The sequence below is a fragment of the Methylobacterium sp. Leaf125 genome (genome assembly GCF_001423085.1).
GTDB lineage: Bacteria > Pseudomonadota > Alphaproteobacteria > Rhizobiales > Beijerinckiaceae > Methylobacterium.
On record NZ_LMNU01000048.1, the window covers coordinates 211,695 to 225,148 of the forward strand.

General features: G+C 72.7%; 9 protein-coding genes and 1 pseudogene. 2 read left to right on the forward strand and 8 right to left on the reverse strand.

Going from position 1 to position 13,454, the window contains the following annotated elements:
• Nucleotides 1-207: 207 nt before the first annotated feature.
• The 5 genes from ASF58_RS23910 to ASF58_RS23930 form a co-directional block, all read right to left on the reverse strand.
• Complete coding sequence (locus tag ASF58_RS23910; RefSeq protein WP_055958708.1) at nt 208-2,595, reverse strand: TonB-dependent siderophore receptor; 2,388 nt, start codon at nt 2,593-2,595, stop codon at nt 208-210.
• A gap of 251 nt (nt 2,596-2,846) precedes the next feature.
• Nucleotides 2,847-4,844 (reverse strand): Fe(3+)-hydroxamate ABC transporter permease FhuB, encoded by a 1,998-nt coding sequence (gene fhuB, locus ASF58_RS23915; protein WP_055958712.1) that lies wholly within the window; start codon nt 4,842-4,844, stop codon nt 2,847-2,849.
• Entirely contained in the window at nt 4,837-5,730 is an 894-nt protein-coding gene (locus ASF58_RS23920; protein WP_055958816.1) for an ABC transporter substrate-binding protein, read from the reverse strand. The genes fhuB and ASF58_RS23920 overlap by 8 nt, the downstream gene beginning before the upstream one ends.
• Nucleotides 5,720-7,000 carry an MFS transporter gene (locus ASF58_RS23925; RefSeq protein ID WP_055958715.1) on the reverse strand — a complete coding sequence of 427 codons (1,281 nt, stop codon included), beginning with the start codon at nt 6,998-7,000 and terminating at the stop codon, nt 5,720-5,722. Before ASF58_RS23925 ends, ASF58_RS23920 begins: the two co-directional genes overlap by 11 nt.
• A 9-nt stretch (nt 7,001-7,009) precedes the next feature.
• A complete protein-coding gene (locus ASF58_RS23930; RefSeq protein ID WP_244477473.1) occupies nt 7,010-8,080 on the reverse strand; it encodes a siderophore-interacting protein in 1,071 nt (356 codons plus the stop codon).
• A 240-nt stretch (nt 8,081-8,320) separates the two neighbouring features.
• Here ASF58_RS23930 and ASF58_RS23935 point away from each other — a divergent pair, with 240 nt between their 5' ends.
• The gene (locus ASF58_RS23935) at nt 8,321-9,079 is read left to right on the forward strand and encodes an alpha/beta fold hydrolase (RefSeq protein WP_055958718.1); all 759 of its coding nucleotides are present in this window, start codon (nt 8,321-8,323) and stop codon (nt 9,077-9,079) included.
• A gap of 7 nt (nt 9,080-9,086) precedes the next feature.
• On the opposite strand, the gene ASF58_RS23940 is transcribed toward ASF58_RS23935, so the two are convergent.
• Nucleotides 9,087-9,623 (reverse strand): sigma-70 family RNA polymerase sigma factor, encoded by a 537-nt coding sequence (locus ASF58_RS23940; protein ID WP_244477474.1) that lies wholly within the window; start codon nt 9,621-9,623, stop codon nt 9,087-9,089.
• Between the two features lie 342 nt (nt 9,624-9,965).
• On the opposite strand from ASF58_RS23940, the gene ASF58_RS23945 reads away from it, so the two are divergent.
• On the forward strand, nt 9,966-10,718 hold the full coding sequence (locus ASF58_RS23945; RefSeq protein WP_244477475.1) for a GNAT family N-acetyltransferase: 753 nt from the start codon (nt 9,966-9,968) through the stop codon (nt 10,716-10,718).
• Nucleotides 10,719-10,726: 8 nt separating this feature from the next.
• On the opposite strand, the gene ASF58_RS27385 is transcribed toward ASF58_RS23945, so the two are convergent.
• Both ASF58_RS27385 and ASF58_RS27390 read right to left on the reverse strand, forming a co-directional pair.
• On the reverse strand, nt 10,727-11,821 hold a 1,095-nt coding region (locus ASF58_RS27385; protein WP_244477476.1), incomplete at its 5' end, for an alpha/beta fold hydrolase.
• A gap of 1 nt (nt 11,822) precedes the next feature.
• Nucleotides 11,823-13,447 (reverse strand): annotated as a pseudogene (locus ASF58_RS27390) (amino acid adenylation domain-containing protein); the annotation flags it as partial.
• Nucleotides 13,448-13,454: the final 7 nt, after the last annotated feature.

Consider the following 13,454-nt stretch of genomic DNA (forward strand, 5'->3'; position numbering starts at 1 on the left):
CGGTCCAAAGCCAGCCGGTCAGGTCACTTCTGTGGCCGCCTCCCGGCGGAAACGCTGATTCCCCGTTTCCAGGCCGCATACGCGCTCGCCGTCCAAATTCCGGATCTCGTCCGTGTCGAGTGACGGCGCGCCATCGACGCATCACGGAGGAGCGGCCGTGGCACGTTCCCGGGATTGGACGGGCCGCGCTCGACGATCGTCGACGGGTCACCACCGATAGCTCACGGTTCCGGTGACGCGGCGGCCTTCGCCGTAGTTGCAGCCGACGAAGCCGATCAGCTGCGAGCAGGTGCCAACGAAGACGCGGTCGAGGAGGTTGTTGGCGGCCACCTGGAAGCGCCAGTTCTCGTACTGGTATCGCACCGCCGCATCGACCAGGAAGTAGTCCGGCACCCGGATGGTGTTCTGGACGTCGCCGAAGCTGGCGCCGACGTAGCGGAACCCGGCGCCGAGGCCGAGGCCGCGGAACGGGCCCTCCTGTACGGTGTAGTCGGCCCAGGTGGCGGCGGTGAAGTTCGGCACCTGGATGGGGCGTCGGCCAACCGCGCTCAGGGCTCCGGCGGGAGGCTCATCCTTCGTGACCTCGGCGCTCAGGACGGTCGCCGAGGAAATCAGCTTGAACCCGTCGAGCAGGTCCATGGTGGCCTCGGTCTCGAAGCCCTTCACCGAGATCTCGCCGACCTGATAGAACGCCTGCTGCAGCGGATCGGTGGGGTCGAAGGTCAGTGCGTTGGTCTTCTTGGTGTCGAACACCGAGAACAGGATCGAGCTCGCGGCCCCCGGCGGCTGGAACTTCACGCCGGCCTCGAGGGTCTCGCCGCGCTCGGGCTTGGGCGGGAGGATGTTGTAGGAGGTCGGGATCACGCCGACATCCGGAATGGTCTGTGTCGTGCTCTGCTGGACGTAGACCGGCAGCACGTTGAAGGAGCGCGCCGCCGAGACGTAGGGCGTCAGGCCGTTGTCGAAGAGGTAGGACAGGCCGGCCCGGCCGCTGAAGGCCTGGGCATCCTGGTTCGCGCCGAAGACGGCGGGAATGGCGTTGGAGATTCCGGAGGCGTCGAGCTGCTGGCGCACGGCGTCGATCGGCGGGTTGGTGGCGGTCGTCTTCGTCGTCACCCAGTCGTAGCGGCCGTTGAGGCTGAGCACCCAGCGGTCGTCGAACTTGACCTGGTCCTGGGCGTAGAGTCCGACCTGCTCTTGGTCGATGCGCGCGAGCCGCGTCTGCGGCAATGTGGCGACGCCGGTGCCGTAGACCGGGTTCAGGATGTCGAGGGGACCGACGAGGGGGCCGGCGCCGAGGAGCGCCGCGGTCGGACCGCCGAACTGATTGCTCTTGTTGCTGACCTTGCTGTAGTCGACGCCCACCAGGGCGGTGTTCTTGATACGGCCGAACTGGGAATCGTTCTGGAGCTGCGTGTCGACGGTGAAGACGCCGTATTCCTCCAGCCAGGTCTGCGCCGAGCGCCCCAGGATGTTGGGCGCCGTCGAGCTGCCGTCGGTGGTGTAGACCGTGTTGTAGTCCGTCGAGGCATGGGCGTAGCGCAGGTTCTGGCGCACGGTCCAGGAATCGTCGAGCCGGTGCGAGAACTGGTACCCGCCCTCGAAGTGCTCGGCGAGGAAGCGGGAAAAATTCGGCTCTCCGAGGAAGCGGCTGCGCAGCTGCGCCCGATAGGGATTGCTGCCGTTGGTGTAGTCGCGCGGAATGGACCGGAACGTGTCGCCAATGCGATCCTTCTGATAGTTGCCGAGCAGCGTCAGGCTCGTATCGGCCGAGGGCGCGAAGGTGACCGCCGGGGCGATGTAGATCCGGTCCAGCGGCGTATTATCCACCTGCGTGCCGCCCTCGCGCAGGAGGCCGGTGACGCGGTAGAGGATCGTCTTCTCGGGATTGACCGGACCGCTCAGGTCGAAGCCGAACTGCTTGCGGTTGAAGCTGCCGTAGCCCCCGAAGATCTCGCGATACGGTACGGCAAGGGGCTTCTTGGTGATGAAATTGACGAGGCCGCCGGGATCGTTGAGCCCGAACAGCCCCGAGGTCGGGCCACGCAGGACGTCGATGCGCTCGACGCCGTAGGGCTCGATGGGGAAGCCCGAGAAGCTGGTCTGGGGCAGGCGCAGGCCGTCCTTGTAGATGCCGCGCTGGGTCTGGTCGAAGCCCCGGATGATGAGCTGGTCGAACCGGCCGTCCTGCCCCTGCGGCGAGGAGACCACGCCGGCGCTGTAGCTCAGCGCGTCGGCCAGGTTCTGGACCCCGCGATCCTCGATCTGCTTCTGCGTGACCACCGAGATCGACTGGGGCACCTCGCGCAAGGGGGTGTCGGTCTTGGTGCCGGTGCTCGAAGTCGGGACGACGTAGGACGTGGCCGCCTTCAGCGCGCTCGCGGTGCCGGCCGGGATGCCGGTCCCCGAACCGGCCACCGAGATGGTGTCGAGCTGCACCGCGGCGGTGCCGCCCGTGCCCTGCGCCAGGGCCGTGCCGCTCCCCAGGACCGGCACCGTCGCCGCCAGCGCGAGGGCGGAAACGCCCGCCGCGCCGATCCGGCGACCGGGACGCGCGGACCTGGAGGAGGCGGGACGGAGTTCGACCTGGATCATGGGGAATGCTTTCCGATGCCGATCTTGACGTCATGCAGCAGACGGGATCAGCGAGATCCGTCAAATCGGCACTTGCCGAACACTTCCGCGAATTTTGGAGGTATTCTAAGCAGGTGAACCTATCTTGCGCCGACAGGGTGCGCATGCGGAAGGCTATTGATCAAGCTGACTCAGGGATTGTTTCGCATATTTCAATACGACGTTGTTGAATTAGCACATTTGCACTTTGTAATTAATAAAAAGACCAAGTCTTATCGTCGGGCCAGCAGCCACATCATGAAGGGCGCGCCCACGAGAGCGGCGACAAGGCCGGCCGGAAGCTGGTCGGGGAAGAAGGCCATCCGGCCGACGAAATCCGCCGCCACCATGATCAGCGCGCCGACGAGGGCGGAGCCCGCGAGGTGGGGTGCGGCCCGCGCCAGGCCGGCGAGCCGCGCCACCTGTGGCGCCACCAGGCCGACGAAACTCAGGGGGCCGGCGACGAGGGTTCCGGCCGCCGTGAGGAGGGCCGCCAGCGTCAGGATCGCGAGGCGGCTTCCGCGCAGGTTCAACCCCAGGGCCCGCCCGGTGGCGTCCCCCAGCGGCATCAGGTCGAGCCAGCGCACCACCAGGGGCAGGCAGGCCGCCCCGATCCCGAGGAGCACCACGGCCGCGACGGCATCGCCGGATGCGACCCGCGCCGTGGAACCCGCCGTCCAGGCCCGCAGCATGACCACCGCCGGATCGCCGCTGATCATCAGGATGGTGAGCAGCGCGCCGAAGCCCGTGGTGAGGGCGATGCCGGCGAGCAGCATCTGCTCCGGCGCGAGGGCGGCCCGCCGGGCGAGCGTCAGGATCGCCAGGAGGGTGGCGAGCGCGCCGAGCCCACCCGCGCCGAGGAGCATCGCCCGGTCCGGCAGGGCGACGAGGAGGCTGACGGCGATGAGCCCGAACGCCGCTCCCGCGCTCACGCCGAGGACCTCCGGGCTGGCGAGGGGGTTGCCGGTGAGGCGCTGGACCAGGGCGCCGGCCAGCGCCAGGGTCGCGCCCGCGGCCAGCGAGGCGACGACGCGCGGCCAGCGCCAGGGCATCACCTCGGCCAGCCCGTCGCCGAGGCTGACGACCCAGCCGCCCTCTTGTCGGCCGAGAACCAGGGCGCCGACGGACAGGAGCGCCAGCAGCGCGCCCCAGGCCGCGATGCGGCGCCAGGGTCTCGGCGCGCGCGCCGCCGCCTCGGCGGCGTGATGGAGGCTCCCGACCCCGCGCAGGCGGGGCAGCAGCCAGAGCAGCAGCGGCACGCCGAGGAGGGCCGCGAACGCGCCGGTCGGCAGCGAGACCAGGGGGCCGAGGGCCAGCACCACCGCATCGGTCAGCCAGAGCAGGGCGCCGCCCAGGAGCGGCGCGGCGATCAGCCGGTCGCGCAGGCGCCGGGTGCCGGTGAGCCGCACCAGGATCGGCGCGGCGAAGCCGACGAAGCCGATCACGCCGACGCCGCTCACCACGAAGCCGGCGAGAGCGACCGCCAGCACCAGGGCGCCGAGGCGGGCCGGCCCGAGGCCGAGCCCGAGGCTGCGCGCGTTGGTCTCGTCGAGATCGAGGAGCGCGAGCGGCCGGGCCATCAGGGCCACGAGCCCGGCGGCGACCGCGAGGCGCGGCGCGAGGTAGGCCGGGGCCGACCAGTCGTTCATGGCCAGCGACCCGGCCCCCCAGACGAACAGGCCGAACAGGCGCTCCTGGTGCAGGATGACCAGGAGGGTCTGGATCGCCCCGCAGGTGAGCTCGATCACGAGCCCGGCCAGCAGCAGCCCGAGAGGCGCGAAGCCCCGGCTGCGGCCGAGGGCGAAGACCGCGAGGGCCGCGAGGCCGGCGCCTGCGAGCGCCACCGCCTCGTGCCCCTCCGCGAACAGGCCCGGGGCGAACAGGGAGGCGAGCGCCAGGGCCAGCTGCGCGCCGGCCGAGATGCCGAGGGTCGAGGGCGAGGCCAGGGGATTGCGCAGGACCTGCTGCAGCACGGTGCCGGACAGGGCCAGCGCCGCGCCGGCGAGCCAGGCGGTGGCAAGACGGGGCGCGAGGCTCTCGTGCAGGATGACCTGATGGATGTCGGTCCAGTCCGGGCTCCACAGGGCGGACAGGGCCCGCGCCAGGGGCAGGTCCGCCGTGAGGCTGCGCAGGGTGAGGAGCGTGGCCGCCAGGCTCACGGCCCCGATGAGCAGCGCCGTGCCGGAGGGGCGACGCGCGGAGGCGCCCGCGATGGCGCGCGCCTCAGCCACGCGGACACGTCTCCCGCTGTTGCTCCGCCATCAGCCCGGCAAAGCGCGCGATCGCCGGCAGGCCGCCGTAGAACCAGACCGGCGGCAGCACGGTGACCCGGTGATCGCGCACCGCCGGAAGCATCTGCCAGAGCCGGCTCGATGCCAGGGCACGGGCGGCATCCGATCGGATCGGCCCGATATGGACGATGCGGGCGTCGGGCGGACCGGCGGCGAGTTGCTCGATGCCGAGCACGGCGAAGCCGTAGGCGTTGGTCGGCCCGGTCCACGCATTGGCGAGGCCGAGGCGGTCGAGCACCGTCTGGAACAGGCTGTTGCGCCCGTAGACCACCACGTTGCGGTGATCGACGATCCAGACGAGGAAGACCGGTCGTCGATCGCCGGGGCAGGCCACGGCGGCGAGAGTGTCCAGCAGCGTCGCGGTGCGGGTCTCCAGGGCCTCGGCGGCGGCCTCGCGCCCGATCAGCGCGGCGATGCGCCGGGTTTCGGCCCGGGCCTGGGCGTAGGGCGTGCCGGCCTGGGCGTAGATCGAGACCGCCTCGGTCGGCGCGATCCGTCGGAGGAAGTCGCCCTGACTGGCGACCTGGAGGGGGTTGCCCAGGATGAGGTCGGGCTTCAGGCGGGCCAGGACCTCGAGATTCGGCTCCACGACGAGGCCCAGATCGGTGACACCCGCCGGCAAGGCGGGCGCCACGACGGTGCGGTTGTAGCCCTCCGGCTGGGTCACGCCGACGGGCACGACGCCGAGGCCGAGCAGCAGTTCCACCGCGCCCCAGTCGAGGGCGGCGACGCGTGGCTCCGCAGGGTCCGCCCGCGCCGGCAGCGACGCGGCGAGAAGAACGAGGATCCATCCGAGGACGATCCGGCGACGAGCCTCAGCGCGCATCGGCGGGGACCAGCCCGGCATGGCCGGTCTTGGGGGCGCGCTCGGGCGCGAGGCTCGCCTGGCGGAGGCTCGGGACGAAGGCGGCGAATCCGGCCGTCGCCGCGAGGCAGAGCCCCCCGCCCGCCACCAGGGCGAGGCGCACGGAGGCGAGATGCGCGCTGGTGCCCATCTGCATGCCGCCGAGCGCCGGGCCGAGGGTCTCCTCCAGCACCCAGAGGCTCGAGACCCGGCCGAGCATCGCGTCCGGCGTGGCGCGCTGGATCAGGGCGGCGCGCAGGATGCCGGCGAGGCTCGCGGCGGCCCCCAGGACGGCGAGGACGAGGAGAGCCGGGACGAGGCCGCCGACGAGGCCGAGCGCGAGGCAGGCGCCGGCCCAGACCGCCACGCAGGCGAGCAGCCAGCGCCCCGCCCGGGGGCTCGCCCCGGCACGGCCGGAGCCGAGGGCGCCGACCAGGGCGCCCACCGCGGGCGCGGCGTAGAGGAGGCCGAGGCTGTCGGCATCGCCCAGGAAGGCGCGGGCGGCGAGTTCGGGCAGGAGCACGTAGGGCACCGCGAAGACCAGGGCGACGAGGTCGATGAGCAGGAGGCCGAGCACCAGGGGCGAGCGCAGCAGGAACCGGAGCCCTCCCGCCCGATCCGACGACGCGTCGCCCATTGGCGCGCCCCGCTCCGGCGGCAGGCGCGGCAGCCGAGCGAGGAGGATGGGCGTCAGGCCCGAGGCCAGCGCCACCGATCCGTAGCAGGCGACCAGGCCCATCCGCGCCGTGATTGCCCCGGCGAGGAACGGCCCCGCGATGGCCCCGGCCTGGGCCGCCACGGCGGTGAGGGCGGCCGCCCCGGCCAGGTGCTCGCGCCCGACCAGGGCCGGGGTCGCGGCCATCAGGGCCGGCATGCCGAAGCCGAAGGTCGCCCCGCCCACCACGGCCGCGGCGAAGATCGGCAGGATTCCGGGCTCGGGCATCGCCGCGTTGCCCATCAGGATCAGGATGGCGGCGAGATGCGCGGACCGGGACCACACCATCACGGCGCGTCGGTCGAAGCGGTCGGCGAGCCGGCCGCCGACGATCAGCGACAGGGCCATCGGCCCCGCCACGGCGGCGTTCAGCAGCGCCACCTGCAGGGACGAGTCCGTGAGCGCGTAGGTCTGCAGGCTGACGGCGACGCCGAGCACCCCGAAGGCCAGGAAGGAGGCGGCCCGCGCCGCGTAGAGCAGCCGGAAGCCCGGGCTCGCGCGCAGGGGCGCGACGTCGAGGAAGCCGAAGGCGGCCATCGCGCGCGCCTACGCCTCCGCGTCCTCGCTGTGCCCGCGCCGCCAATAGGCCACCGCAAGATGCCGGTCGCGGGGCAGGCCGCAGGTCTTGCGCCAATGGGCGCGCAGGGCCTTGAAGGTCTCGAACTCGGTGCCGGCCCAGGCGAAGACGCTGCGGTCCTGCGGGATCGGGATGGCGCGGACGGCCTCGACCAGCTGGGGGGTGGTGCCGGCGGGGGCGCCCTTGCGGTGCAACCAGCGCAGGGCGAGGCCCGCGGGATGCTGCAGGGCCAGTTCGTCGGCTGCATCGTCCACCTCGACGACCGCCACGCCGGTGGCGTCGGGCGCCAGGCGCTCGAGGATACGGCCGATCGCCGGCAGCGCCGTGTCGTCGCCGGCCAGGAGGTACCATTGCGCGGGGGCGACGCCGCGCCCGCCGGGTCCCAGTATGCCGACGACATCGCCGAGGCGGGCCCGCGCGGCGAAGGCGGCCCCCGGACCGGGCGCCGCGTGCAGGACGAAGTCCAGCGTGATCTCGCCGGCCTCCGCGTCGACCCGCCGGACGGTGTAGGTGCGCAGGGCCGGCGCGGCCGGCCCCTCCGGCCAGACCGGGATGCCGTTGGCGCCCGGCACCGGCCAGACCGGCGGCTGGCCCGCGGGCGGTATCAGCAGGTGGATGTGCATGTCCGGCGCGTCGTAGCGACCGAGATCCTGGCCCGCGAAGGTGATGCGTCGCAGGTTCGGGGTGAGATCCCGGATGCGGCTCACCCGGACCTCGCGCAGGCTCGGCAGGGTGGTGTCCGCGCAGCCGTCCCCCGTCCAGACCAGGCGGGCCTCCGCCGCGCCCGGCAGCTCCTGCAGGTGCTGGGCGAGCATGAACTTGATGGCGGCGAGCCGGGTCGTGTCATCGGCCTCGGCCCGCAGGGTGAGGCGGTCCCGGTCGCTCTCCAGGATGCCGGTGCCGACGTCGAAGGCGATCCGGGTCCGGCCGGGCGCCGCCGCGACGACGAAGTCGTGCTCCTCGAAATGCGCGCAGAGATGCGCCACGTGGCGCTCCGCATCGGCAAGGTGGACCTCGGCCTCGGCTGCCAGCAATGTCACAGGATGATCTCCCCGTTCGTGCGGATGGGCGATGCGCCCCGATCGAGTGGCTGCTCAGGTCGGCCAGCCCTAGACGAAGGACAGCCGCAAGACAACCGCAATGCTTGCTTTATCATTATTCTAATTCAGTCTAAAAGTGTATTATCCAATCACATTCGACGACTGTTCTTTGCCTGACCTGCCGCAACCTGTGTAGAAACGCCCAGGCGATGCCGCTCCGGATCTGATCGAGACCGCCCCATGACGCAGACCTGTCCCGTCTTCCCGCGCGGGCCCCTCAACCCGGCGGGTCCGGTGCGCCTCGTCTGCCTGCCCTTCGCCGGCGGGAACGCCACCGCCTACGCGTCGCTGGAGCGCGCGCTCGCCGACGTCGCCGAGGTGCGGGTGCTGGAGCTGCCCGGGCGCGGCACCCGCTTCGGCGAGGCCTTCGCCACCGACCTGCCAACCGTCGCGGCCGAGATCGCCGGGGCCCTCCGGGCGATGCCGCAGAAGCCCCTCGTGCTGTTCGGCCATTCCCTGGGCACCCTCATCGCCTACGAGGTCGCGCGTACCCTCGCGGCCGCCGGAGGCGCGCCCCGTCACCTCGTCCTGAGCGGGCGCCGGGCGCCGCTGACCGGGGAAGGCCCGCTCGCGGAGGAGGCCCTGACGGACGCGGCCCTGGAAGCCCGCATGCGGCGCCTCGGCGGGACCCCGCCCGAGTTGTTCGCGGCGCGCGACCTGCTTGCCCTGGTGCTGCCGGTGGTACGGGCCGATTACCGCCTCGCCTCGCAACATGTACCGGATCTGACGTCGCAGCTCCTCGGGCTCCCGGCCACGATCCTGGGCGGCGACGTCGACCTCGACAACCCGCCCGGGCTGCTGCCCGGATGGGGCGCCTGGCTCGGGCGCGCGCCCGCGGTGCAGATCTGGCCCGGCGGCCACTTCTTCATCCGCGCGCAGGGGGAGCGCCTCGCGGCCCTGTTGCGCGACGTGATCGCGGCCGAGGCGCCCGCGCCCTGAGCCGGGCTCACGCGGCCGCCGCCCGGCACAGGGCGGTGCCGTCGCGGATGATGAAGTTCACCAGCGTCGGCGAGATCCCGGCCTCCCGGGCCAGGACGTTCTGCGGCACGCCGTCGATGCGATGGGCCAGGAAGACCCGGCGGGTGCGATCCGGCGTCCGCTCCAGGGCGGCCAGCACGGCCCGCAGGGCCTCGCAGCGCTCCAGATGCGCCAGCGGGCAGGCGCAGGGGGCCGGCACCGCCTCCGCGTCGGCATCCGGCGCCAGGCGGCAGCGCTCGCGCAGGTGCCGCCTGGCGCAGTCGACCGCGGCGTTGCGGACCATCCGGCGCAGGTAGGGGGCCGGCGCCGCAACCTCGGGACAGGCGGAGGCCTCGCACAGCTTCAGGACGACGTCCTGCACCACGTCCTCCGCCGTGGCACGGTCGCGCAGGATGCGGGCGGCGACCTCCACCAGGGCCGCCTGCTCGCGCACCAGGGCGGCGAGCAGGGTGGCGGCGGCGGGCGGCATGCCCCGCGGGGATGCGGAAACCGGGGTCCGTGTCATCGACAGCCCTCCTCGTGGCGATGGCCGCGACGATCCTTCGGGACGGGCCGGACAAGCGTCCGGCGTCGCATCCCCCGCGATCGTCGATTTCACGAACGAGGCTATGTCGACAAATCGAGATCGAATTCAAGCTTCTGATTGTAGATGATATCTATAATTAGAAGAGTTCTAGAAAATAAGAGTTCGTATCTTTCTAGATCAGTCGCGCGTTTTCTGTTCATGATACGCTTGGCGGGCGCATGATACGCTTGGCGGGCGGAAGATTATGGGATCCTCGCGCGCCCGAACGGAGCGACAGCCGGAGGAGAACGGATGAGTTTGGGCGGATTGGACTTTCAGACGTTGCTCGATACCCATCTCCGGATGCAGGCCGGATGCTACGTCGCGGGCGTGGAGCCGGCCCCCGGCGGTGGGTGCTACATCCGATCCGCCCTGCCGGAGCCGGGCTTCAACCTCGCCGTCGGGACGGGGGATCTCGGCTGGGTGGCGGCCACCGCCCGCCGCCACGGACGCCGGCCGGCCCTCCTCGCCCTCGACGACGCGGCCTCCCCCGATCCGGACGTGAAACCGGCCTGCATCGGGCGCTTCCCGACCCGCTGGATGGTCCGGGACAGCGGCGCGCCGGGATCGTCTACGACCGGGTCGGCCCTCTCGGACAGTCTCGCCCTCACGGTGGAAACCAATCCCGCTCCTGGGCGGGACTTCCTCACGGTCTGCGGCGACCTCTACGCGGACCCGGCCACGAATGCCGTGGCGCAGGCCGTGTTCGTGCCGGTCCTCGCGGCCGCGCGGGCGGTGCCGGGCGTCGAGACCCGCCACCTCACGCTCAGCGAGGCCGGGACGCCCGTGGCCTGCGCCTCACTCTATCGCGCCGGATCGCGCGCGGGCCTCTACAATGTCGGCACCCGCGCCCCCCACCAGGGCCGGGGCCTCGGCGCCGCGGTGACACGGGCCGCCCTCCGTTGTGCCGCGGAGGCCGGCGCCGGAACGGTGTCCCTGCAATGCGTCGGTGACGGCCCGGTCGAGCGCCTCTACCAGCGCCTCGGCTTCACGGTGGCGGCAAGCCCGGTCCTCTGGGTCTTCGACGACGCTTGAACGCCCCCTTAGGCGAGGCTTGGATTCAGGCGGGCGGCGAAGCTGTCGTGGAAGGCCGGGGAATCGACGATCTCCCGATGGGTCACCCCCGGGATGACGTCTCGGCTGAGCACGTTTCGGGAATAGCGGGTCCAGTCCACGTGGTTGAGGCCGCGCGCGAGCGACTCTCCGGCGAGCCAGACCCGGATCGGGGCGTCGAAGGCCGCGGCCCGGTATCCCCGGTAAAGCAGCGTGTTGTCCACGAAGGTCCAGAGCTCGAATTCCTTGCTGCCGAGGCCCGGTCCGTCGGCGGGGAGCGGTCCGGTGGCGGCGACGTAGGCGAGGAACTGCGCCGTCAGGCTCTCGTCCATGCGCCGGAACAGGTCCTCCCAGTCGGCGCGCATGCGCGCGCGTTCGAGCCAGCTGGCGACCTGCGCCTCCCGGGCGCGACGCTCCCGGGGGTCCAGGAGCGGCAGGGCACCGACCGCGAAGTTCACGTCGATGTCGCAGACATCGAGCATGCCGACGAAGGTCAGGTCCACGTCCGAGCCCAGCATCCGCGCGGCCTCGTAGGCGAGCACGCCGCCCCAGGACCAGCCGAGCAGCGTGCAGGGCCGACCGGCGCATTCGGCTCGGATGGTCTCGGCGTAGCGGGCGGCGATGTCCTCCACCGAGACGACATTCTTGCGGGCCTCGCTCAGGGAGTAGCAGACGAAGCCGGTCACCGGCTGGTTCGGCCCGAGCCGGCGGACCAGGGGCGCATATTCACGGGTGTTCACCATCAGGCCGGGGAAGCAGTACAGCATCGGGCGGGTCCCGCCCCGCGCCAGTTGCACCACCTCGGCATGGCCCACCGCGTCGGCGGTCAGCGCCGCCGCCAGGGTCGCCACGGTCTGGTTGTTGAACAGGTCGGCGATGGTCGGGCCGCGTCCGGGGAAGGCCGTCCCCAGCGCGGTCAGGACCCGCAGGGCCGTCAGCGAATGGGCGCCGGCCTCGAAGACGTTCTGATCGGGGTGAAGAGCGGGCAGGCCGAGGGCCTCGGCCCAGATACCGGCCACCACGGCCTCCGTCTCGCTCAAGGGCCGTGCCGGCGCGTCCTCGGGCAGCGGATCGGCCGGGTCCGGNAGGCCGAGGGCCTCGGCCCAGATACCGGCCACCACGGCCTCCGTCTCGCTCAAGGGCCGTGCCGGCGCGTCCTCGGGCAGCGGATCGGCCGGGTCCGGCAGGGCCGCCCGGTCGAGCTTGCCCCCCGGCGTCAGCGGCAGGGCCGCCAGAACCACGATCCGGCCCGGCACCAGGTAGTCCGGCAGACGCCGCGCCAGGGCCGCGCGCAAGCCCGCCTCCGCCGGCGCGGCGCCGGGCGCCGCCACCACGTAGCCCACCARGCGCGGACCCGCCGGCCCGTCCCGCAGGGCGGCGGCCGCCCCCGCCACCGTCTCCTGGGCGAGCAGGGCCGCCTCGACCTCGCCCAGCTCGATCCGGAAGCCGCGCAGCTTCACCTGCGCGTCCGCCCGCCCGAGATACGCCACCGTCCCGTCCGCCCGCCAGCGGGCGAGGTCCCCCGTGCGGTAGAGCCGGGCCCCGGGCGCCCCGTAGGGGTCGGGCAGGAAGCGGGCCGCCGTCTGACCCGGCTGGCCGAGATAGCCCCGCGCCAGGCAGGCGCCGCCGAGGTAGAGCTCGCCCGTCACCCCCACCGGCACCGGCTCCAGGGCCGCGTCGAGGATCAGGGCGCGGCGCGGACCCACCGCCCGGCCGATCGGCGCGTAGGCGTCCTCCACCGTGGCCTCCGGGCCGGTCTTCCAGGCCAGGGGCGAGATCACCGTCTCGGTGGGCCCGTAGCCGTTGATGAGGAAGCGCGGGCGCAAGGCCCGCGCGATCAGCCCGAAGCTCTCGCGCGCGAGGGCCTCGCCGCCGAAGGCGTAGGAGCGCGGGCTGGGGGCGGGGCCGGCGGCGGCCTCGAGCGCCAGGGCGTGCATGTAGGCGGTGGGAAAGCCCGCATGGCTGACGCGGTGTCGCTCCATGGCGTCGAGGGCCTCGCGCGGGGTCCAGAGGCCGTCGGGCTTGAGCACGACGCAGCCGCCGAAGGCCAGGGGCACCATCCAGCGCTCGTGGGCGCCGTCGAAGCTCATGGAGAGGACGTGGAGTTCGCGGGTCTCGGGTCCGGTCTGGTAGAGGGCGCCGGTGGCGCGGATATGGGCGGCCAGGGGTCCGTGGGCGACGGCCACGCCCTTGGGCCGGCCGGTGGAGCCGGAGGTGTGGATGACGTAGGCGAGCTGGTCCGGGTGCAGCGTGACGTCGGGGGCGGTGGCGGGCTCGGCCGCAAGGTCGAGGGCGGCGAGGTCGAGGGTCCCGGGCAGGCCGGGGACGGTGGCGAGGCGGGCGAGGGTGTCGGCGTCGCCGAGGACGAGGCGCGGTTCGGCATCGGCCAGGAGGGCGGCGATCCGGGCGGGGGGCAGGCCGGCATCGAGGGGTAGGAAGGCGCCGCCCGCGCGCAGGATTGCGAGGAAGGCGGCGATCTGGCGGGCGGAGCGCGGCAGGGCGACGGCGACGCGGGTCTCGGCCCGGACGCCGTGCTGGACGAGGGCGTGGGCGAGGCGGTTGGCGCTGGCGTCGAGGGCGGCGAAGGTGGTGGTCTCGCCGCCGATCACGGCGGGCGCGTCGGGGCGTGCGGCGGCGGCGCGCGCGATCAGGCCCGGCAGGAGGTCCTCGGCCAGGGGGAGCGGTCCGGGATAGGGCGCCGACAGGGCCAGGCGGGTC